Below are 21,046 nucleotides of genomic sequence, written 5' to 3' on the forward strand. Positions count from 1 at the left end.
AATATAGAATTTTCGGATATATATAATTAAAAGTATAGATTTTAATATATATTGCAAAAATAATCCTTTATCATAATCCTAAAAATATTACAAGAAATTTAACAGTAATTGTGAATTATACATTGTACATTGTAAATTGCAACATATATATGCTTATGAAATATTTCTTTTATAATGTAAGTATATGTGAAAAAAAGTTAAGATAATATAGTAAAAAGATATTTTTACTTACTTTTTTTAAGAATTTTAAACAAATGTTGAATATAAAATTGATATTTGTTACTATATTAATGTGTTTAATAGGTTGGAGATAATGGGGTTTCAAACAATTAATGGGACTTTATTTATCTCTTTTTGATTGTTATAGGCAGTGAGAAATAAGAATTTAAACTATTTGCCCCCAAAAGGAATGTTTCTAGAGTGCGAGGAATAATTTGCTATTGCATATCTAATTATTCAAGTAATATAGTTTCCACACTTTATATGCTATGTTATTAGAAATATTACCTTTTAATAATATATGAACCTCTGTATTTATATAGCTTCATAAATACAGAGGCTTTTTAATTCAGTTCTTTATGTTATAATTTAAGCAAAAGAAATAAAATATAATGTGGAGGAAAAAGATGGGTAATAATAGGGATTTAATTAGATATTTAAAGATATTATTAAGCGCATACTTAATTATAGGACTAATTTTAATTTTTAGTAGTTCTATGGTTTTAGATTTAAGTCTTAATGTTTTAACAATAACAGGGATATTTGTGGCGTGTACACTGGTATATGGAGTATTAATTAGAAATAAAAAATATATATCTACGGCAATTATTGTTGCATTGTTATATGTTGTTGCAATTATCATATATAGTCCATTAATTAGCTATAATGCTCATAGAAATCTAATAGGAAATATAGAAGAAATGGATTTTTCTAGCCAAATAGAATATATTGATATAAATCAGTTGCCTATTATTGATAAAGAACTTGCATATAAGTTAGCTGATAAGAAATTAGGTGAAATTACGAGTCTCGGGAGTCAAGTGAGTGTTGGTCAATTGACATTACAAAGTGTAAATGGTCAACTGTGTTATGTTGGACCACTTGAGCATTCTTCTTTTCTTAAATGGATTAGTAATAGAGAGGGAACAATAGGGTATATTAAGGTAAGTGCTACAAATCAAAATGATGTAGAGTTGGTTACGCAGCTTGATGGAAAAGATATTAGGCTTAAATATTTAAATTCTGCATATTTTCTTAGTGATTTAAATAGAGCGGCTTACTTTAGAGATATGAAAGCAGGGCACACAGATTATACTTTTGAATTAGATGATAGCGGCAGACCATATTGGGTCATTACAAGATATGATACTGGCGTGGGCATTACAGAAGAGAAGGCCATAGGTGCATTAGTAATGGATGCTCAGACAGGTGAATCAACTATTTATAATACTGATAATCTACCAGAATGGGTAGATAGAATACAGCCAATGAAATATATTAATAGGTATATTAACAAATGGGGAGAATTAGTTCATGGTGTTTTGAATTTTACGGATAAAGATAAGCTTAAGACAACAACGGATGGTATGAACATTATATACAATAAGGGCGTATGCTACTATTATACAGGTATAACTTCAGTAGGAAGTGATGAATCACTTGTAGGATTTATGCTTACTAATACAAGGACAGGAGAAACTAAAATGTATAAAACTGCTGGTGCTACAGAAGAAGCAAGCATGAGATCAGCAGAAGGAAAGGTACAACAGTATGGGTACAAAGCTACTTTTCCATATCTGATCAACATACAAAATGAGCCGACATATTTTATGACGCTGAAAGATTCCAATGGATTAGTTAAGCAATATGCTATGGTGAATGTAAAAAAATATAACACTGTAGGAGTTGGAGATACTCTTCAAGCTACTCTAAATAAATATTTAGAGGGATTAACCAATACTAACATTTCTCTCGAAAGTGGAAACCAGGAAGAAGTTATAAGAGGAGAAGTAGAGAGGATAGGTCTAGTTATTAAAGAAGGTACGAGTATTTATGACATTAAGTTAAAAAATAATGAGAATATTTTCTCGGTTTCAACGGAGACATCTAGAGAGGTTGCATTAACTCAGGTTAACGACTCAGTGGAAATGAAGTTTATTAAAGTTGGAGATAATAGATATATTATAACTAATTCATTTAGTAATCTTTCTTTTGGTAACAGTGAGAAACAGAAAAAGGAATAGGAAGAAAATAATTAAAATTAAGTATTGCAATTAAAAGGGAGCTATGATATACTAAAATAGTTCCTAAAGGGAATAAAAAATATATCAAAGATTTAATTATATTAAAATTTCTCCTTATGAGAAAGTATTATTTAACTAAGTCTTTAAATTTGGAGGAATTGAAAATGGAAGATAAAACATTAGTATGTAAAGATTGTGGAAAAGAATTTATATTCACAGTTGGAGAACAAGAATTCTACAAAGAAAAAGGATTCGAAAATGATCCTGTAAGATGTGCAGATTGTAGAAGAGCTAGAAAGCAACAAAACAACAGAAGATAGTTTCTGTTTGCAAAGATAAGCTATAAGATATTATTCTTATAGCTTTTTTATTATATATTAGTATAATTAATGTTTTTGTGGTATATATAGGATATTATTAATTGACAAACCATACACTAATTTATATGGTCATTTTGAACCCCTTCTCTTTTAACTGAATGTCTTTTTCTGTTTGGATTGTGGTTCATATTTTCTTGAGTTATAGGAGTTTGATGATTGCATTTTTCCATTCTAGCATGTTTGTTATCAGGTTGACTATCTTTTGGCATAATAAAAACCTCCCTTAAACAATAAATTTACATATTAATTTTTTGCTAAGTGGTACAATATTATTCGTAAGCTGTAGAAAAAATAATAACAATATTGGTTATATTATTAATTAAATAGAAAATAAATAAACCTGCTAAATAATATATTAATTATACCTATATTATTTAGCAGGTTTATTCAAATCTATTTTCGGTATATAAATTATTTTGTAATAGTTAATGTAAACAAAAACTTAGTTAAGATTCAAATTTAAAAAATTTGTAGCTTCAACTTCGCTAATATTTTTTATAACTGAAACTTCTTCAACTAAAAATTTGTAAGCAGTATTAAATAATTGTTTTTCACTTGAACTAAGTGATTTTTTCTTATTCATAAGAATCAGATCGTAAACTACTTCTGCACTATCTTTAAGTAATCCAGATCTTATTTTTTTTGCATTAGCCTGATATCTTTCCTTGGATGATGCAAGTTCAAATTCACTACTTTTATTTTCAAGAGTGAGTAATATATGATCTAAGGTAGAGTTATCACAAACTTTTCGTAAATTTGAGTTAGATGCCTTATCACTTGGAATCATAATTTCTAAATTATTTGACATGATCTTTACGATTATGTATTCCTTGGTATTTCCTGAAAAAATCTTATTTTCTATTCTTTCAACAGTGCCTATGCCTTGCATTGGATAAACAACTTTATCTCCTATCAAAAACAAAAAACACACCTCCTTAAATGGTTGTTCTATTATTATAACACATTATTAAAAAAAATAAAACTTAAATATATCATATCTATTATTCTATGTCAATAATATTTGCAGTTTTTAAAATGTAATACTAATTCCTTGATAACTATGTTGTGTAAAAATTTATATGACAATTAAATGTAAATAATAAATTGAAAAATACATATTTAAAGAAATTATGACAAGTAATAATAATACAAAAAATAAAATAAATGTAAAAAATGTAAAAAAATATAGAAGCATGAGTGAAACAACAACTTGATAATAAATAATATGTGATGTAAAATTAAGGAAATGATTACAGAAAAGAGGGGGTTGCTGGCGTGGGGATTCATAATAAAAAAGTTATAAAAAGTGAAAGAAAAATAAAACGGAAAAATAAGAATTTGCTTGCTGATAAGATTTTGGCTTATAATCCCGAGTTGTTGGAGGGAATTGGAGTATATAAAGATGCAAGCAGAAACTTTATATTTTTAATATTTCTTGGAGCTTTGTTAATCGATTTTCCGATAATATCAGTGCCTTGTTGTATATTATCTATGTTTTTTATCATTAGAATGTTACAGTTTATAAAGTATAAAAGCATAAATAATATAGTAAATGAAATTGCGAAGGATTTATCTTTTAAAGGGATATATAATAAAGGTAAAGTGGATGATATGTTAAATGATTTTAAAGTTAAATATGGAGAAGATATTGTTGAGTATGAACAATTGGTAAGTATGTTGGATAAATACGAAGCTTTAGTAACAAATATTGAATTTGCTTTAAAAAGTATAACTGTCAAGGATAAAACAAATACAGATAACAAAGAAGAACTTATAATAGATAATAATGAAATTACTTTCTTTGAAAATGATAATAATATAAAATGTGAAATATATAATAGAGATGAGTATAAAAATAAGAGAGCAAATAATTATTATAGAAGTTTTAATGAAAAATTTTCTGTGCTTTATAAAAATGGTGATAGAGAGATTAAGAGAGTTAACAAAGCAATTGAGTTCTTTGACGATGGAGATAATGAAAACATTAACGAAAATGCCGTTGTCCTAAAAAATGTTAATAAAGAAAATAAAAATCTTACAGTATATTTATATAAAAAGTCATCGCCACTACAAAAAAATGTATTGTAATGAGCTATCATTTATAATAAATTTAGTAAAAAGTAAACTTCTATTGACTGTATTATATGATTTGAAATCGCAGTTATAGGAGTTGTCTTTTTTTTTATTTTGTAATAAAATCTAATGAGTGTAGTAATATGTATTTATTAAAATTAATTATAAGTATAATTATATTAGATTACTTATGGAGGAAAAAATGCAAGATATAATGATAATAGGTATAGCTGGAGGAAGCGGATCAGGTAAAACTACGTTGGCTCAAAATATAAGAGAAGCTTTTAGTGATGATATAGTAATTCTTTGTCATGATTACTATTATAAATCTAATGAGGGAATTTCTTTGGAAGAAAGAAAAAAACTTAACTATGATCATCCTAATTCTTTTGATACAGATCTACTAATAGAACAGCTTAGACAATTAAAAGCGGGAAATACCATATATCATCCGGTATATTCTTTTGTTGAACATACAAGATTAAACGAAACTGTAGAAGTAAAACCAGCTAAAGTTGTAATAGTTGAAGGTATATTAATATTTGAAAATGAAGAACTTTGCGATTTGATGGATATTAAAGTTTTTGTAGATACAGCTGGTGATGTTAGAATAATAAGAAGATTGTTAAGAGATGTAAAAGAAAGAGGAAGAGATTTAGACTCTGTGATCAATCAATATTTAGGCACAGTGAAACCTATGCATGAGGAGTTCGTTGATCCAAGTAAGAGAAGGGCGGACATAATAATTCCAGAGGGTGGTTGTAATGCAGTTGCTTTAAGCATGCTACTGGAAAGAGTAAGAAATTTTATATATAAAGAATAGCAGTACATAATTTTTAAGTAGTATTAAATAAAGTGTGTCTTTTTAAGTTTTAGTAAATTTAAAAAGGCATTTATTAATTATTATAGACAAGTGTGAGTAGTAATTTATAAAAAGGAGAAGATACGTATGAAAAAGGTGGATGCAGTAATATTTGATATGGATGGCGTATTAATAGATTCAGAAAGAATATCGCTCAAGTGTTATCAAGAAGTTTTGAAGGATTATGAGTATGAAATGGATGAAGAAATTTACGTAAAATTCATAGGAAGAAATGTTGAGGGGATAAAAGAGGCGTTGCAAGAGGAGTTTGGAAAAGACTTTCCTTTCGATGAGATATATAAGAAAAAATCTAAATTAGCATTGGAATTTACTGATAAAAATGGTGTTAAAATTAAGCCTGGAGTACATGAATTATTAGATTATCTAAATAGTGAAAATTATAAAATAGCAGTGGCTACTTCAACAAGAAGACAAAGGGCGCTTGAATTATTGGAAAGAGCAAAAATAAAGGAAAAAGTTAATTATATAGTTTGTGGAGATCAAGTTGAAAATTCTAAACCTGATCCAGAAATATTTTTAAGAGCAGCGGAAGGGCTGAATGTTAAACCACACAACTGCTTAGTTGTTGAAGATTCGGATGCTGGAATAACAGCCGCCCATGCAGCGAGTATGACAGGGGTTCATGTTCCAGATATGAAGATATTAGATGATAAGACAAAGAAGCTAGCGTTTAAAATATGTAAGGAATTGGTTGATGTTAAGAGTGTTTTAGAAGAAATCAAGGAGAATTGAATTTAATTAAGATTGAGAAAGGAACACTAAAATTATGAGTGGAGGATTAATAGGTTCTTATTGGGGAGTTAATTTAGAAAGTAAAGTAATAAGCCAATCTAGTACGACACTAGCTGTTTTGATGCCAGGAATTGGCTATACCTTAGATAGGCCTCTTTTAGATTATTCGAAGAAATTAGCTTTAGAGTTAGGTTATGATGTTCTTTCTTTAGAATATGGTTTTCAAATTGCAAGAAAAAACTTGCTTGTAGAAAAGGAGCTTAAGCACTTAATAAACGAATCTATATGTATCTTTAAATCAGCATTAAAAGGTAATTACACCAAGATAGTATTCATATCTAAAAGCATAGGAACTATTGTACATACTCTGCTTTGTGATGAGATTAGTGGTTATGAAGTTAAGCATATTTACTTAACTCCTATAGATAATACTTTAAAAGTTGGAATAAAGGAAAAGTCATTGGTGATAACTGGAACGGACGATCCGTTAATAAATAAAGAATCTATTGAAGAAATAAAAAGAATTAATGGTGTAGAGATGATTGAAATAGAAGGGGCCGATCATTCGCTAAATATAAGTAATGATATATTGAGAAGTATAGATGTTATTCATAAAGTAATTGAGGCTGAAAAGAAATACTTAATATAATAAAAAACATTTAAAGAATGTATTCTTTAAATGTTTTTTATTCTTTAGAAAATTATAATGTCAGATTTAAAGAACGGATGTGTGAAATCCATGACTCAACCACAGTCATCTGTAATTTCTGTGAATTTTATTGATAAATCATTTTAGGTTGAATAACTTTAGGATCATATCCGTTATCTTTGAGAGCTCTAATGATTGCTTCTTTGTGATCATGTCCGAAGGTTTCCATTGTGATATCAAGTTCAACTGCACTGTTACGATTAATGCTTACAAATTGATTGTGATCAAGTTTGATTATATTACCATGAGCTTCTGCAATTACCTTAGATACATTGGTTAACTCTCCAGGTTTATCTGGAAGTAAAACAGAAACTGTACAAATACGTTCTCTTTCTATTAAACCATGCTGCACTAGGGATGCAAAGGTAATTACATCCATATTACCACCGCTTATAATTGATACAATCTTTTTATCTTTTACATCTAAATGTTTTAAAGCTGCTACTGTTAATAAGCCTGAGTTTTCAGCAAGCATTTTGTGATTTTCGAGCATATCTAGGAATGCTCCTATAAGTTCGTGATCTTCAATGGTTATGATATCATCTAGATTTTGTTGTATATATGGAAAAATCTTAGAACCAGGGGTTTTAACGGCAGTACCATCGGCTATTGTATCTACTGAAGGAAGAGTAGTTACATCTCCATTCTTTAAAGAAACTTGCATGCAGTTTGCGCCAGCAGGCTCTACCCCTATAACTCTTATATTAGGGTTTAGAAGTTTTGCAAGTGTAGAAACACCTGTAGCAAGTCCGCCGCCACCTATTGGAACTAAGATTATATCAACAGTTGGCAATTCTTTTATGATCTCCATTGCTATTGAGCCCTGACCAGTTGCTACGTCTAAGTCATCAAAAGGATGAATAAAAGTATAACCTTCTTCTTCAGCAAGTTTTAAAGCGTAATTGCAAGCCTCATCATAAACATCTCCATGTAAAATAACTTCTGCTCCATAGGCTTTTGTACGATTAACTTTCATTAGAGGAGTAGTGGTTGGCATTACAATTATTGCTTTTGTGTTATAGGCTTTGGCAGCATAAGCTACCCCTTGAGCATGATTGCCAGCAGAAGCTGTCACAAGACCTTTGTTTCTATCTTCTTCTGAAAGCGTGCTAATTTTATAGTATGCCCCTCTGATTTTATACGCCCCTGTTTTTTGCATATTTTCAGGCTTAAAGTAGACTTTATTTCCTGTAATATCTGAATAATAGTCGCTAAATACTAACTTGGTTTTTAAGATTACCTTTTGCACGATTTCATATGCTTCTTCAAATTTATCAAGTGTCATCATTTTTGTAATATCCCCTTTATATGTATATTGCTTTTAGCTAATAGTTTTATGATAACATGTTAGCATTTTATGTCAAGTAAGAGTTTTAAGACAATAAGTTTTGTAAATTAAAAGGCAACTCTAGAGATAAGGAATAATAAAAAAATAACAAGTTAAGATAATGCTGCAATACTATAATGAAATAAATATATTTATCAAAAAGATATTTTTATTAGTATTAAAGTGTTAATAGCATTTTTAACTTGTTATTTCTGAGCATTTTAGATAGGAAAAAATTCATAACATATAGTTAAGACATATGATTTACATAAAGAACTTTTATTATTAATGTCCTTTATGCTTTTCAAGCTTTTTCTTTTTTCTTAACTCGAACTTTCTTTGTTCTTCTTGCTCCTTTTGTTCTTTTGATTTTTGTTTGCGTACAATTTTGCTTTGTTCATGCTGTAATTGTATTGCTATTTGGGCTTTGGTTCCTATGCCTTTAACATTAACCTCTTTTCTAATACTTCGTTGAAGCCTTTTAGGATTAGGTTTTGCTGGTGATTTAAAGTCATCAGACAATACTGGCAAACTAAAATTTAGACGATAGAATTTTTTCAGTATGAGCTCGTAAACTTCCTCGTCTTTTGGCTCTGAGCCGAAGGTAACTTTGCATACCTTATATTCGCCGTTTTCAATACTTTCAAAGACACCAATCCAAAATGGATCATCAAAAAGAACTGTTAATTTAATTATTGTTATCATAATTAAATCCTCCTGTAGTATATAAATTCACAGAGAATGGACAACCCCAGGAGGGCAGGTTACTGCTATATTATAATATAGGTTCTGACTACCAACAGAAACTGTGTTTTTATCTCTTAAATATTATTATAGTAGAAGAGTATACTAATGAAAAGAGAGGTTACTATTAATTATGCTTATATTATGTTTTCTATAAATTAGCAGATAATCTAGATAAAGCCTATAAAAATAGAATCATTGATAGATTTTTATAGAGAAATGTATGTTGAAACATAAAAAAATAGCCAGTTTTAATAAACTGACTACATTTTTTATTAACTGACTATATTATCTTAGTTGTCCAATCCTCATATACCTTTCCACACGTTTTAAACTTATTTTCAGATAGTCCATCTTCATAAGTTCCACACAAAAATAGCAAAAAAAATTAACAATATTCAACAATGAATTTATTTCCCTTATCAATTTTTATGAACTTAACCTTATCCATCAACTGATCTCTAGTTAGTTCTGCTGTATCAAGTGCTTTTAATTCATTTTTAATCTCTTTAATTTTGTTTTCTATTTCTAATTTATCACTATTAATATTATTTTTAGTTCTCTCAAGTTTTAATAACTCATTATTATTTTGTTCAATGCTGGCTTCTAAAACTTTTATTTTCTTATCAATTACCTTTTTCATAACATCAGAACACTCTAAAAAATTATCAATTAATTTGCTTAGTTGTTCTTCAATCTTCACAATATTAGCCATAATATCATCAATTTGTTTATTAATATCAACTACAGATTTTGTTTTAGCTTGCTTTAATTCATATTGCAGCTTGACCAATCTAGCTTTATTACTTAATCTAATATTTTTATAATAATTCTTGCATAGATTATCTATAAATAAATCTACTTTATTTAGTTTGATATTATCATTATCACAAACACTTTTTCCCTCTTTTTTCTTTGTAGCACATATATAATATGGATGTGAATTTATTGCACTACCTTTTTTTCTACTATGACAAATATAAAAGCTTTTACCACAACAATTACAAATAAGTTTCCCTTGTGTATCTCTTTTCTCTGTTGTTCCACCAGTATTTTGATGAAGTAGCCTTTTATTAATTTGTTCATGAGCTAAATTCCAAGTTTCCTCACTAATTATAGGTTCAATTCTATCATTCTTTTGAATAATCCAATTTTCTTTTTTTGTTCTTACATTAGTATGATTTTCAGAAAATAAATTTTTACTCTGCCATTGATTTCGAACATTAAATCCAGCGTATTTCTTATTATGTATCATATTTTTTATAGTAGACATAGCAAATGGTTGTCCATCATTATTAAATATCCCTTCACTAGCAAGTATTTCAGAAATTTTAACATATCCATTTCCTTGAATACATAGCTCAAACATTCTTCTAACAACGTCAGCTTCATCTTCTTTGATAATTAATGAATTACTTTCTCTAATAAAAGTGTAGCCATATAAAGAATTATTTCTTATTTTATTAGCTTTTGCAGTAGCCATATTACCAAATTTAGTTCTTTCACTAATATTTGCACTTTCTTCTTGTCCTAATGTTAATGATAAATTTAATACAAAGCTATCTGTTTTGCTTGAAGTATCTTTGTTTATATCTGTAAAATGAACATAAACACCTTTTTGCTCTAGCTCTTTCCAAATAGCTAATATATCAGTATTTCTTGCAAATCTAGTAACCGATTTAGTAACGATTTTATCAAAAATAGGATCTTTGTTTTCATCTGCAACAAAAATAAATTTTTTCTTAGTGATAAAATGTTGCTTTAATCCCGCATCTATCATCATTTGAATGAAGCTATCTCGTCCTGTTATCTTTGTTCCACTAATGCCAAAATCTTGATATACTATAATTTCATCATCTGGATATAAGGATTTTATATATTCCTTTTGATTTATAAGTGAACTTTCTTGCTCTTCTGTTGACACTCTTACGTATAATGCTATTTTCATGTTATGCAACCTCCTGTGTGGAAAGGCTGATATTAACAGTATATAAAATTCTATTTAGTAATTCAACTTCCCAAAGATCATTATTATTTTTAAGTAATGTAGTGGATATTTCTTTAATTTCTTCTAAACTTATACCTTCAATTATTAAAATTCCATCATTATATATTTCAATTTTATTTGTAGTTTGTAATATTTCCATTTTATTTTTCCTCCAAAAATTTATTTTTGAAGTTTTCTAGCTAAAAACCTTCTGATTATCTTTTGTGGTTATATTTTATAATTGTTATTTCTAGAGTAAACTTTCGAGCGATATGTAATTAATTCCATATAAAAAAAGCCAGTATCTTATTTGATACTAGCCATTGATTTACTTCGCAAATTAAATTATAATTTTAGTAATCACTTGGATATGTACTTTTCAAATAATCCAAGAGACTATCAACATATTGAGAAGGCTTGCTTTCGTCATTCGTGTCTAGTGGTATAGTGTGAATGATTGGTGTAGCTTTCTCTTTTGTTTTTGTACCATATTTACGTTGTACATATATATATTTCTTTTCTTCTAAAGAGATTATTAATTTTCTTAATGTAGGTCTTGTTATGCCTAATTCATTGCAAATAATCTCTTGACCCTGAAAACACTTTTCTCCAAATCCTCTGAGATAAATATAAAACGCTTTCTCTTGCAAGCTTAATTTACTTTTTCTCATAAATTTATTTGTTACTGGTGTGTAAAAAGTTTCTTTGGTATAATCTTTCTTTTTTTTCTGTCTTTCTGCTTCTAAGTCATAGAGTAACATTTTTTCACTTCCTTTCATTTATATTAATCATTATGTCGTGTATTCTATGAGTTGTAAGCAGATTTTTTCTTACCTCTGAAAAAACTTTTACTACGTATGAAAATAATTTTCCAACCTATGAAGTAAATCTTCGAACCTTAGAAAGAAAGTTTCAAAATAAAAATATAACATTAAAAATAAAATATTAAAAATATAAAACTATAACTATAAAATAAAATGATATGCCCCTATCTATTCTATTTTAAACAAAAAAAGAACTTAGGTTTTTCTAAGCTCTTTAAAACATATTGTATAAATTTCTTTAAGATAATCTAATCCTAACTTGTAAATAAAATATTATTTTTATTTTGAATTAGTTATCAGTAACTACTATAAAACTTTACGCAGTTTTATAGTATTGTTCATTAGATTAAACTTATGTTTTGAATATATTATTAACCTTAGCGCACATATTCTTTAAATGGTAATTGAATAATTCTTCCACTTTCATCACATTTGTATTCTTGTGTACAATCAAGACGTGTTTTACTAATCAGGTGTATTACAATTTTATAAAATGTTTCTGCCATAACATCAGGATACTGTAAAACAGTTCCTAACATATACCCTTTTTTTATGAAATCTAATGATTTTGGTATTGCATCCATTCCAACAACTGGTATAGTTTTTGTATTATCACCTTTATTATATCCATATTTTTGTAGTGCTTTTACAGCACCTACAGCCATAACATCATTATTAGCAATTATAATTTCAATTCTACCGTCATAATGTACAAACAAACCTTCTGTTTTCTCCCTTGCCAAATCTTCATCCCAATTGCAAAATTCTGATGCGAGTTGTTCTACTTTTATTCCCGTATCTTTAATTGTCATAATAGAGTATTTAGTTCTATCATTGGTTCCCGTACTACTAACTCCACCTTGTAACACAACATATTGGATAACGTCATCCTTATTTGTATCTATAGCGCTTTTATTTTTATTCCATATATCGGATATCATTTTTCCTTGCAATCTTTCTCCCTGCTCTGAATCTGGTAAGATATAATATGCCTTATCATAGGATTCAACAATGTTTTCATCTATTTTAAGTATTCGCTTACTAGCAAAAATTACTGGAATGTTTTTTTCTTTAACTTTATTAATAATTTCTTTTGGATCATTTACCAAATCCACTAAACTTAATACGAGAACGTCAACATTTCCACTTTCTAGTAGTGAATTAATATTTTGATTTTGTATAGCTTTATCATTTTTACTATCATAGAAACTAAATTTAATTTTTCCTTCATACTTTTTTTCGATATTTTCTAAACTTTGCTTTAATACAACAACATAAGGATCATCAAACCGATAAAAGACTACACCTACATTAATTGGATTCATTGAACTATAAGGAATATCGTTTGGAACAGCTTCTATTAATATTTCACTTACTGCAACTACAACTATAATAATTATTATCATTTTTTTTAACAATTTCATCATAAGACCTCCTATAGTATTCTATAAATTATAGGATTGTGTTTTAAAAATAAAATTATTCTAAATTAATTTTTTATCCAGAAGATTATGTCAGTATTTCTTTAAAATCTTTATCTTAAAATCTGCTACACTATATTCTCTACAGATTATGCATTAGCTATATATAATAATTATTTGATCCTTTTATTTTCTTCATATGCTTCATATCCTGAAAAGACCTTCATTCCAAAAATATTTGAAATCGCTACTCTTGCATGTACAGCTTCCCAACATTTATGACCAAGTCTTTTTCCTATTTTAAGAGCATCTATTTCGTTATCATAAAAACTTAAATATCTTTCCTTGATAGTACCAGGATATTCTAGTAATACGTACTTATCCTCAAGCACCTCATATGGAAAATCAGCCATATCTAATAATTGATTAGGATCATCTGGGTTATAATAGTCAGGTACTTTAGTTGGATCATATTCATAAGACATTTTATCACTCCAATTATTTAATTTTTTCAATCTCTTCATATTCTATTATCATTGGTATTGAACCAACAGCCGTTAAAACAACTTTTGCTTTGATTACACATTTATTATTATGGGGAATTGCTTTGTATTTCTTAAAAGCTTCAAGTTCTGAATTTCCTCTATAACGAACTTTTTCATTAAGAAATTGATTTTCTATTACTAATAGAGCTTCTTCTTCATATGGTTCTAAAAAATCTATATCCATATCTCCAAATACTTCTTTAATTTTATCTTCATAATTCATTTGTACACCTCATAGTGAATATAATATGTTTATTATACTACTGTATATGGCTCATAGACAAGCCGTAGGACTTATTTAACGGCTAAGTAGATAAATATGCTTAGATATGTCATCTTACTTGATACGGTTTGAATTTGGATTTCTTATAGATAACAATATTATATAACTTACTTTTGAAAAAACAATTATATAATATAAATACAAAAGATTGTGAGGTGATGTAAACAATAGGTCACTCCTACCTAAGAGGTCAATTTTAAATTGACTAAATAAAAAGGAGATTGATTAACTTGAAAAAATTTAAACCAGTAAAGTTTATAGATAAGGTTAATAGAAAGACTTTTTCAGCTGAACAGATGATAGTAGAATATGCAGTTGTTGAAAATAGCAAACCATCATATGGAGATTTTAAAAAATGGAATAATTTCATGAGTGAAAATCTAGGATATTATTTTCACTTACTATATGGAGATATTTTATGCTTAAATCTAGAACCACAAATGCTAGTAAGATTTTTAAAGCTATGCAGCTATCTAAATTATCAAAGTATTTTAGTTGTAGGAGAAACAAAAGGCCAAAAAAAGATTACTGAAAAAGAACTACAAACAATCTTAAATTTAAGCAGAAATGAAGCTTCAAGAACCAAAAGCTATCTAATACAAAATAACCTTATAAAAATAGAAAGAGATAATATTAAAATTTGTAGCAAGTTTATTAAACGTGGACAATTAAAAGGAGATGTAAAGAATATGAAGGTTGCTAGAATATTTAATGATGGAATACAGCAATTATATGATAGTGTAAAGCCAAATCAACATAAAAAACTAGCATCATTTATTCGATTACTTCCATATATAAATACTAGGTTTAATGTTATAGCTCATAATATAAATGCTATAAATTTTGATGAAAGTGAACCTATGAAAAGTACTGAAATAGCCGCAATATGTAATTATGAAAAGCCATCAAGATTTATAAAAGAATTAATGTCATTAAAAATAAATAATCAATTTGCTATAGTAAGAATAGTAAGAGGAGACAGAGATTTTTTTGTTGTAAATCCAAGATTATTTTATAAGTGTAACAATATAGAAGATTTAAAATATATAATGAACTTTTTTGATTATAAATAACAAACACCGTTAATTCGGTGTTTTATTTTTATTTAAAACTATAAAATCAGAGGACAAAATGGGTGCAAAAAGCTATAAAAAAGGGACAAAATGAGTGCAGAGAAACTAGCCTAAAGTATTAGTATATCTAACCCTATCAATTTTTTTACTTATAATATATGATACATTTCCTCTAACAATTAATATATAAATTTGTATTCATATATAGATATTTCGTAAAACTAAAAAAACTATCATTATGGACATGAACGAAGTGAATGGACATAGGTGTGGTCAACGTTAGTGACCATACCTAATATATAAATATTTATTAGTAATCTATTAAAGAAAAGTATTTAACTTCTAATCTTCTATTAATATAAATCTATAAAAAGTTATATAATAATAAATAATAATTTGGTAAAGTTATTCAAATGCACCATTTAAATTTGATTGTGAACAGTTTGTTAGCGTGATATAGTTTTTATGAAATTATAATTAGGGGGACAACTTAATGAGTAAAATGACAAATTGTAAAGCGTGTAGCAAAGAAATTGCAAAAGGTGTAAAGAAATGTGTTCACTGTGGTAAAGACCAAAGAAATTTTTTTATGAAACATAAAATATTAACTGGAATTATTGTATTGATTATTATAGGTAGTCTTGGTTCGGCTATGGGTGGTAATAAAGCTACTAAAGTAGGTGAAAATGCTAGTACAAATAGTACGGCTTCATCAAGTGAATCAAAAGCATTTAAAGTTGGAGATGTTATTCAATTAAAGGATTATAAAATAACTGTTAATAAGGTATATAATGTGCCAGGTGATGATTTTTCTAAGCCAAAAGATGGTAACGAATTTATGGCTATAGATTGTACTGTAGAAAATATATCAAAGGATGAAAAAGCACTTTCTTCAATCATGATGTTTAAAGTTGTAGACCAAGATGGTAGACAATGTGAATATTCAATGATGGGACAAACTGCAGCCAAGGCAGGACAATTAGATGGTACAATTGGAGCAGGAAGAAAAATAACAGGAGTATATGTAGTTGAAGTTCCTAAGGGTAAAACAGGATTAGAATTAGAATTTGATAGTTCATTACTTACTGGTGGTCAAGTTGTTGTTAATCTTAATTAAAAACAATATTAATGTATTTAAGCCCTTAGGGGCTTTTTATTTTTACTAAATTATTAGAAAATAAAAAGTGGCCTGTTAAAAGCCACTAAAATCTTATATATTTATTATCTAATGTTTTTTTGGCTACTATTAATGCTTTAGCCATTATGGTTTCTGGTGTATCTTCTTCAGTAGTTTTAATATATCCACCTGTCATTCTTATTTGAGGTAATACTTCATCAAATACCCATGTTTCAAATCTTTCAGCTCCAGGTAATTTACTTCTTACTATTAATCTATAAATATCACCTTCGGGTATTACCAACATTTCTTGTGAATTTCTTGCCTTAGTATCTGACATACCGTTTTGGGATGCCACATTTGTTCTTAAATAATTCTTACAGTGGGTTGTTATTGCTCTGTTAGTATTACTGTAACCAAGGGCTCTTGCAACATCTGAACCTACTGCATAAGGTTTTCCATTAATTTCTACAAATCTCACTTGGTCAAATAGTTCATTGTTAAAACTTTTAATTTGATTGGCATTATTTGTAGTTGTAATTACTTCTTGTGGTGCAGGATCTTGTATTATTTCTACTGGGTTAATATTATATATTGACAATTCATATTTCATGTTTATTTTCTCCTTTTCCATTTTATTTGTTTTACAGTGATATTATATAATCCTAAAATGGACAGTAAACTCGAGCTATAAATTTTTTTAAAATTATTATTCAAAACATGCAAACTTATGTTCTGCAACTGTATATTATATATTGTAGGGGTATAGATATTTTAGTACGTCTTGTCTTCTAAGATATTGTTCAATTCCTCTTATTTCTAAGTCGATTTTTTTCTATTTTAAGTTTTTATGAGCTAATGACGCTTTCACATTAGCTCTATTTTTTTTGCTAATAAAGTGTGAAAAAAGCACTTAAATATATAAATTCAGGAGGTTTAAATGAATAGAGAATATATAAAAAGTCAAATTTTAAAGCACACCTCAGAAACAAGGATAAAGGTCGCATGTGAGAAATTATCAAATGAAATAAATATCCCAGATTACATAATTTATAATTTCACAAGAGCATCGATTCCTAGAGAAAAAGATCTCGCGAAACTGATCACGATCTTAAAACTTGATTTGAAAATTTTATTTAATATTTAGAAATCCAATTATCAAAAAACGATAGTTGGATTTTTTTATGCCCAAATTTAATGATTGTAAAACAAATGGAGGATAACAAATGACAAATAAAGCTTTGAGGGAAAGAAAATGGGAACTCACAGAACAAATAGAAGCACTTCTAAATGCTTGTGAGAAGGAAACTAGAGATTTTTCACAAGAAGAGAACACTCAATACCTGGAATTTGAAAAAGAATTACGTGCTGTAATTGAGCAGCTTAACACAAATGAAAAAAATTTAGAAGAAAACAAAGGAGAAAAGAATATGGATAAGTTTGAAAAAAGAGAGTTTGGAATGGGATTAGCTAAAGGAGAAGTTAGAGCTGATACAACTACTCACAGTAACATTATTCCATCTGAAATGTATAATGAAGTTATTCAAAAGTTAAGTGAAATGTCTACCGTTGTAGCTGATGCACAAATGGTGAAGGCTACTGGAAAACTAGAATTTTTAGTTGAAAAAGAAGATGTTCTTGCAGAAGTTTTAGGCGAAACTGATGAAATTTCTCCAGTTGATTTAAAAGCTTTTGATAAAGTAGTTTTAGCTGATAAAAGGATTGGGACACTTGTATTAGTGAGTAAACAGTTGCTTCATAATAATCCAGTAATCGGAGTAGATTATATTACAAATACATTGGCAAAAAGAGTTTCTAGAAAGTTAGAGGAACAAGCATTTAAAGCTACTGGACAGGAAAGGGAATTTACATCTGGTATATTAACAGCTCCATCGCTTGCGTTAAAAACGGCTGGCACATTAGATATTGATGATGTTCAAAATCTTATATTAGATATGAATCCAGTATTATTAAATGGTGCAAAGATATACATAAATAGAGATACGTTCAAAAAATTATCATCTCTTAAAGATGGTCAAGGCCGATACTATGTTGTAAGAGATTATATAGCAGATAAACCTGTGTATAAGGTATTAGGTGTAGAAATTCAAATAACAGAAGCGATTATTGGATTACAAATAGTTTTAGCCAACGTAAATGAAGCATTAAAATTTAAATTAGCTGAAAATACAAATGTTCAAGTATTAACTGAAAAATTTTCGCTCAGTTCTCAAGTAGGTGTACTGGTAGAATTTTACGGAGACTGTGCACTTGTGAACGCTGCTGCTGCAAGAGTTTTGAAATAAAACCAATATAAATCTGGATAGGTGGATAAAAGTCCATCTATCTTTTTTATTTTGATAACTAAGGAGGAGAAAATGGGGCTATTCAATAGAAACAAAATAATTGAAGAACGTTCTATAAACATTGGCTTAGTAGAAATGTTTAAAACGAATGGAATATACATATCTGAAAAAGTAGTAGATAAAATTCCTGTAGTTGCTGAAAGTGTAGCTAAAATAGCTGGATCTATTGCTCAAATGCCAATTCTTTTATATGGTGAATCTAATTTAAGAGTTGAAAGACAATATAATGATTATAGAGAATTTATACTGAACCAAGAAATTAATGAGCAAGAAACCGCTTTTAAATTTAAATACGAATTAGTAAAAGACTTATTATATTATGGAAAATCCTATCACTATATAGAAAGGCAAGGAAATAAGATCAAAGCGCTTCATAGAATTGATCCAAGAGTGGTAACTGTTAAAGATTTTGTTGATGAAAAGGGAATCATTAAAGATATTGAGATACATTATACTCTTAATAACAAAGCTCTTATAGCAAATGTTTTTGATTTTATGATTATAGAAAAAGGTAATGGAATATTAAATTCTTCAGATTTATTAGAGCTTATGCTGCAACATAATCAAACATTAAAATATGCTTTAGAAAATTCAACATTACCATTAGGAATACTACAATCCAAAAGTAGATTGACTAAAGATGCTATAGATAGGTTAAGAGTTAGTTGGCAGAATTTATATTCAGGAACATCTAATGCGGGTAAGACGGTAATTCTTGAGGAAGGTTTGGAATATAAGTCTATGGACATTAATATAGAACAGCTTCAAATGATAGAGCAAAAAGAACAATTTATTGCTGATGTTCAAAGGTTATTTAATCTATATAATGTAACATCTGATGATGAATTTCTTAAAAGAACTTTAGCTCCAATAATTTGCTGCATTGAAAACTCTATAGATAAGAATTTGCTGCTTGAGCGTGAAAAGAAAGACAATTATTTTTATCGCTTTGATACGAAAGAACTTCTTAGACCATCAACTAAAGAACAATATGAAATTGGTGCTTTAGCAGTATCTAAAGGATTAATGACAATCAACGAAGTTCGCCAATATTTGGATTTGCCAATATTCTTTAATCAAAACAAAGACAAACTTATATTATCTCTAGGAAATTGCTTAACTGATAGAGATTTAAATATAGATATATTAAACATGGGATTGTCAGTAAACACTGAAAGCAATAAGAAACAGAATTATAAAACAGAAGATAATAAAGAATAGATAGATGATACGGATTAGGTGCAGCTTAAATTGGCTCATATGCTCGTCATATCATCTTTTTTATGTTTGTTAGGTGTAAATCTTAATAATTATATTATTGAGCTGTATGAGAGATTGTGGTGAGTTTTAAGAAGTGTATTTAGTATCCCCCCTATTAGAAGGGATGCGGAAAAAGAAGCTATGAGCGGAACAGTTGCAGATCTATATATAGCAGCCGCTACTTTATTTCATTTTTTTATATAAAAAAGACCCACTAACCATTTTTGTTAGTGAGTATTATTAACCAGCTGACATTTATTATTATATCGTCAATAAATCAGTTCGTAAGCCCCTTTTTTGAAAAAACTTTAAAAATTTTTAAGGAGTCGATATATATGAGTAGAAGAAATATGCCTGTTTCATTACTTGCAGATTCAACCAAAAGAAAATATTCAAAAGAAGAGTTAGAAATGAAGGGAAAAGATCAAGAAATGATTAAAAATAACTTTAATAATGCTACAAAATTAGAGAAAAAAGTAATAAAAGATTTAGATAAAATAGAAAAAATATTCTTTAATGAGATAAAACATATCATGGAGACAACAGGAACTTATACCTCTATGGATGGTATTACTGTTAGTTCTCTTGCTAACACTATGGCTATATTGCTTGAAGCAAGATTAATAGTGAAAAGAGATGGTTTAATGGTAGATTTTAAGCCACACCCACTATTAAAAACTATAACTCAGTACACATCACAACAAAATCAATTATTTAAAGAGCTTAGTTTAAGCATTTCAGAGAGAAATAAACTTGCAACAATGACTGCTGATGGAGATTTTGAAACTACCGACCTCAATAATTTAGATGCATTACTAGATGGATTTTTTAAGGAAGGTGCTTAATTATGTTAGAAATATATGAACAAATAAAAAGCATTGATAATGAAAGAGAGCGATTAAAATTTGCAGTAATACTATCTGAAAAAGGAATAGTCTTAGATCCATTATTGTGTGTATTGAATGATATAAACTGGACCTTTTACTATAAGCTATTCAAGGAAGTAAATAGAAAAAAGGCTCGTTTAATTAATGAACTAGAAGATAATTTTCAATATATTAATATAGATTAAACAAAGG

At 28.1% G+C, this 21,046-nt stretch carries 24 protein-coding genes; 13 read left to right on the top strand and 11 right to left on the bottom strand.

What is annotated here, in order from left to right; genetic code table 11:
• The first annotated feature begins 626 nt into the window (after positions 1-626).
• Both ACJDTP_RS16680 and ACJDTP_RS16685 read left to right on the top strand, forming a co-directional pair.
• On the top strand, positions 627-2,243 hold the full coding sequence (locus ACJDTP_RS16680; protein WP_406761878.1) for a cell shape-determining protein: 1,617 nt from the start codon (positions 627-629) through the stop codon (positions 2,241-2,243).
• Between the two features lie 164 nt (positions 2,244-2,407).
• Entirely contained in the window at positions 2,408-2,563 is a 156-nt protein-coding gene (locus ACJDTP_RS16685; RefSeq protein WP_011968881.1) for a zinc-ribbon domain-containing protein, read from the top strand.
• A gap of 116 nt (positions 2,564-2,679) precedes the next feature.
• Here the strand turns inward: ACJDTP_RS16685 and ACJDTP_RS16690 are convergent, their stop codons facing one another.
• Both ACJDTP_RS16690 and ACJDTP_RS16695 read right to left on the bottom strand, forming a co-directional pair.
• Positions 2,680-2,832, bottom strand: a complete 153-nt coding sequence (locus tag ACJDTP_RS16690; protein WP_011968882.1) for a hypothetical protein — start codon at positions 2,830-2,832, stop codon at positions 2,680-2,682.
• Positions 2,833-3,065: 233 nt separating this feature from the next.
• A complete protein-coding gene (locus ACJDTP_RS16695; RefSeq protein ID WP_077837495.1) occupies positions 3,066-3,545 on the bottom strand; it encodes a CarD family transcriptional regulator in 480 nt (159 codons plus the stop codon).
• A 353-nt stretch (positions 3,546-3,898) separates the two neighbouring features.
• On the opposite strand from ACJDTP_RS16695, the gene ACJDTP_RS16700 reads away from it, so the two are divergent.
• The 4 genes from ACJDTP_RS16700 (at position 3,899) to ACJDTP_RS16715 (ending at position 6,960) form a co-directional block, all read left to right on the top strand.
• Positions 3,899-4,711: a hypothetical protein gene (locus ACJDTP_RS16700; protein ID WP_406761879.1), complete on the top strand. Its 813-nt coding sequence runs from the start codon at positions 3,899-3,901 to the stop codon at positions 4,709-4,711.
• 187 nt (positions 4,712-4,898) lie between these two features.
• Complete coding sequence (gene udk, locus ACJDTP_RS16705) at positions 4,899-5,519, top strand: uridine kinase (protein ID WP_011968885.1); 621 nt, start codon at positions 4,899-4,901, stop codon at positions 5,517-5,519.
• A 126-nt stretch (positions 5,520-5,645) separates the two neighbouring features.
• Positions 5,646-6,311: an HAD family hydrolase gene (locus ACJDTP_RS16710; RefSeq protein ID WP_077837497.1), complete on the top strand. Its 666-nt coding sequence runs from the start codon at positions 5,646-5,648 to the stop codon at positions 6,309-6,311.
• Positions 6,312-6,345: 34 nt separating this feature from the next.
• A complete protein-coding gene (locus ACJDTP_RS16715) occupies positions 6,346-6,960 on the top strand; it encodes an alpha/beta fold hydrolase (RefSeq protein WP_406761880.1) in 615 nt (204 codons plus the stop codon).
• Between the two features lie 127 nt (positions 6,961-7,087).
• Here the strand turns inward: ACJDTP_RS16715 and ilvA are convergent, their stop codons facing one another.
• From ilvA to ACJDTP_RS16755, 8 genes are all read right to left on the bottom strand, one after another.
• Positions 7,088-8,308, bottom strand: a complete 1,221-nt coding sequence (gene ilvA, locus ACJDTP_RS16720) for a threonine ammonia-lyase (RefSeq protein WP_078115186.1) — start codon at positions 8,306-8,308, stop codon at positions 7,088-7,090.
• Between the two features lie 324 nt (positions 8,309-8,632).
• The gene (locus tag ACJDTP_RS16725) at positions 8,633-9,052 is read right to left on the bottom strand and encodes a YjdF family protein (RefSeq protein ID WP_078115187.1); all 420 of its coding nucleotides are present in this window, start codon (positions 9,050-9,052) and stop codon (positions 8,633-8,635) included.
• A 427-nt stretch (positions 9,053-9,479) separates the two neighbouring features.
• Positions 9,480-11,039 (bottom strand): recombinase family protein, encoded by a 1,560-nt coding sequence (locus tag ACJDTP_RS16730; RefSeq protein WP_406761881.1) that lies wholly within the window; start codon positions 11,037-11,039, stop codon positions 9,480-9,482.
• A 1-nt stretch (position 11,040) separates the two neighbouring features.
• Positions 11,041-11,238: a hypothetical protein gene (locus tag ACJDTP_RS16735; RefSeq protein ID WP_406761882.1), complete on the bottom strand. Its 198-nt coding sequence runs from the start codon at positions 11,236-11,238 to the stop codon at positions 11,041-11,043.
• 193 nt (positions 11,239-11,431) lie between these two features.
• Positions 11,432-11,839 (bottom strand): helix-turn-helix domain-containing protein, encoded by a 408-nt coding sequence (locus ACJDTP_RS16740; RefSeq protein ID WP_406761883.1) that lies wholly within the window; start codon positions 11,837-11,839, stop codon positions 11,432-11,434.
• 440 nt (positions 11,840-12,279) lie between these two features.
• Complete coding sequence (locus ACJDTP_RS16745; RefSeq protein WP_406761884.1) at positions 12,280-13,326, bottom strand: galactose ABC transporter substrate-binding protein; 1,047 nt, start codon at positions 13,324-13,326, stop codon at positions 12,280-12,282.
• 170 nt (positions 13,327-13,496) lie between these two features.
• Positions 13,497-13,808 carry a hypothetical protein gene (locus ACJDTP_RS16750; protein ID WP_406761885.1) on the bottom strand — a complete coding sequence of 104 codons (312 nt, stop codon included), beginning with the start codon at positions 13,806-13,808 and terminating at the stop codon, positions 13,497-13,499.
• A gap of 13 nt (positions 13,809-13,821) precedes the next feature.
• On the bottom strand, positions 13,822-14,091 hold the full coding sequence (locus tag ACJDTP_RS16755) for a hypothetical protein (protein ID WP_406761886.1): 270 nt from the start codon (positions 14,089-14,091) through the stop codon (positions 13,822-13,824).
• A gap of 290 nt (positions 14,092-14,381) precedes the next feature.
• Here ACJDTP_RS16755 and ACJDTP_RS16760 point away from each other — a divergent pair, with 290 nt between their 5' ends.
• Both ACJDTP_RS16760 and ACJDTP_RS16765 read left to right on the top strand, forming a co-directional pair.
• Complete coding sequence (locus ACJDTP_RS16760; protein WP_406761887.1) at positions 14,382-15,224, top strand: hypothetical protein; 843 nt, start codon at positions 14,382-14,384, stop codon at positions 15,222-15,224.
• Positions 15,225-15,813: 589 nt separating this feature from the next.
• A complete protein-coding gene (locus ACJDTP_RS16765; protein ID WP_406761925.1) occupies positions 15,814-16,341 on the top strand; it encodes a DUF4352 domain-containing protein in 528 nt (175 codons plus the stop codon).
• A gap of 85 nt (positions 16,342-16,426) precedes the next feature.
• Here ACJDTP_RS16765 and ACJDTP_RS16770 read toward each other — a convergent pair whose 3' ends face one another.
• Positions 16,427-16,954 (bottom strand): BRO-N domain-containing protein, encoded by a 528-nt coding sequence (locus ACJDTP_RS16770; RefSeq protein WP_406761888.1) that lies wholly within the window; start codon positions 16,952-16,954, stop codon positions 16,427-16,429.
• Positions 16,955-17,281: 327 nt separating this feature from the next.
• Between ACJDTP_RS16770 and ACJDTP_RS16775 the strand changes: the two genes are divergently transcribed.
• The 5 genes from ACJDTP_RS16775 to ACJDTP_RS16795 all read left to right on the top strand — a co-directional run bounded on the left by ACJDTP_RS16775 (position 17,282) and on the right by ACJDTP_RS16795 (position 21,039).
• On the top strand, positions 17,282-17,488 hold the full coding sequence (locus ACJDTP_RS16775; RefSeq protein ID WP_406761889.1) for a hypothetical protein: 207 nt from the start codon (positions 17,282-17,284) through the stop codon (positions 17,486-17,488).
• Positions 17,489-17,567: 79 nt separating this feature from the next.
• Positions 17,568-18,647, top strand: coding sequence for a phage major capsid protein (locus ACJDTP_RS16780; protein ID WP_406761890.1), 1,080 nt, complete (start codon positions 17,568-17,570; stop codon positions 18,645-18,647).
• Between the two features lie 72 nt (positions 18,648-18,719).
• Entirely contained in the window at positions 18,720-19,928 is a 1,209-nt protein-coding gene (locus tag ACJDTP_RS16785) for a phage portal protein (protein ID WP_406761891.1), read from the top strand.
• Positions 19,929-20,302: 374 nt separating this feature from the next.
• Positions 20,303-20,812: a P27 family phage terminase small subunit gene (locus ACJDTP_RS16790; protein WP_406761892.1), complete on the top strand. Its 510-nt coding sequence runs from the start codon at positions 20,303-20,305 to the stop codon at positions 20,810-20,812.
• 2 nt (positions 20,813-20,814) lie between these two features.
• Positions 20,815-21,039 carry a hypothetical protein gene (locus ACJDTP_RS16795; protein ID WP_406761893.1) on the top strand — a complete coding sequence of 75 codons (225 nt, stop codon included), beginning with the start codon at positions 20,815-20,817 and terminating at the stop codon, positions 21,037-21,039.
• Positions 21,040-21,046: the final 7 nt, after the last annotated feature.

This window comes from Candidatus Clostridium helianthi (genome assembly GCF_045310795.1).
GTDB classification, from domain to species: Bacteria; Bacillota; Clostridia; order Clostridiales; family Clostridiaceae; genus Clostridium; species Clostridium helianthi.

Excerpts from the sequence above, each read along its gene's own strand:
- ACJDTP_RS16680 (WP_406761878.1), top strand. The coding sequence starts at position 627 with ATGGGTAATAATAGGGATTTAATTAGATATTTAAAGATATTATTAAGC.
- ACJDTP_RS16685 (WP_011968881.1), top strand. The coding sequence starts at position 2,408 with ATGGAAGATAAAACATTAGTATGTAAAGATTGTGGAAAAGAATTTATA.
- ACJDTP_RS16690 (WP_011968882.1), bottom strand. The coding sequence starts at position 2,832 with ATGCCAAAAGATAGTCAACCTGATAACAAACATGCTAGAATGGAAAAA.
- udk (WP_011968885.1), top strand. The coding sequence starts at position 4,899 with ATGCAAGATATAATGATAATAGGTATAGCTGGAGGAAGCGGATCAGGT.
- ACJDTP_RS16710 (WP_077837497.1), top strand. The coding sequence starts at position 5,646 with ATGAAAAAGGTGGATGCAGTAATATTTGATATGGATGGCGTATTAATA.
- ACJDTP_RS16715 (WP_406761880.1), top strand. The coding sequence starts at position 6,346 with ATGAGTGGAGGATTAATAGGTTCTTATTGGGGAGTTAATTTAGAAAGT.
- ilvA (WP_078115186.1), bottom strand. The coding sequence starts at position 8,308 with ATGATGACACTTGATAAATTTGAAGAAGCATATGAAATCGTGCAAAAG.
- ACJDTP_RS16725 (WP_078115187.1), bottom strand. The coding sequence starts at position 9,052 with ATGATAACAATAATTAAATTAACAGTTCTTTTTGATGATCCATTTTGG.
- ACJDTP_RS16730 (WP_406761881.1), bottom strand. The coding sequence starts at position 11,039 with ATGAAAATAGCATTATACGTAAGAGTGTCAACAGAAGAGCAAGAAAGT.
- ACJDTP_RS16735 (WP_406761882.1), bottom strand. The coding sequence starts at position 11,238 with ATGGAAATATTACAAACTACAAATAAAATTGAAATATATAATGATGGA.
- ACJDTP_RS16740 (WP_406761883.1), bottom strand. The coding sequence starts at position 11,839 with ATGTTACTCTATGACTTAGAAGCAGAAAGACAGAAAAAAAAGAAAGAT.
- ACJDTP_RS16745 (WP_406761884.1), bottom strand. The coding sequence starts at position 13,326 with ATGAAATTGTTAAAAAAAATGATAATAATTATTATAGTTGTAGTTGCA.
- ACJDTP_RS16750 (WP_406761885.1), bottom strand. The coding sequence starts at position 13,808 with ATGTCTTATGAATATGATCCAACTAAAGTACCTGACTATTATAACCCA.
- ACJDTP_RS16755 (WP_406761886.1), bottom strand. The coding sequence starts at position 14,091 with ATGAATTATGAAGATAAAATTAAAGAAGTATTTGGAGATATGGATATA.
- ACJDTP_RS16765 (WP_406761925.1), top strand. The coding sequence starts at position 15,814 with ATGAAACATAAAATATTAACTGGAATTATTGTATTGATTATTATAGGT.
- ACJDTP_RS16770 (WP_406761888.1), bottom strand. The coding sequence starts at position 16,954 with ATGAAATATGAATTGTCAATATATAATATTAACCCAGTAGAAATAATA.
- ACJDTP_RS16775 (WP_406761889.1), top strand. The coding sequence starts at position 17,282 with ATGAATAGAGAATATATAAAAAGTCAAATTTTAAAGCACACCTCAGAA.
- ACJDTP_RS16780 (WP_406761890.1), top strand. The coding sequence starts at position 17,568 with ATGACAAATAAAGCTTTGAGGGAAAGAAAATGGGAACTCACAGAACAA.
- ACJDTP_RS16785 (WP_406761891.1), top strand. The coding sequence starts at position 18,720 with ATGGGGCTATTCAATAGAAACAAAATAATTGAAGAACGTTCTATAAAC.
- ACJDTP_RS16790 (WP_406761892.1), top strand. The coding sequence starts at position 20,303 with ATGAGTAGAAGAAATATGCCTGTTTCATTACTTGCAGATTCAACCAAA.
- ACJDTP_RS16795 (WP_406761893.1), top strand. The coding sequence starts at position 20,815 with ATGTTAGAAATATATGAACAAATAAAAAGCATTGATAATGAAAGAGAG.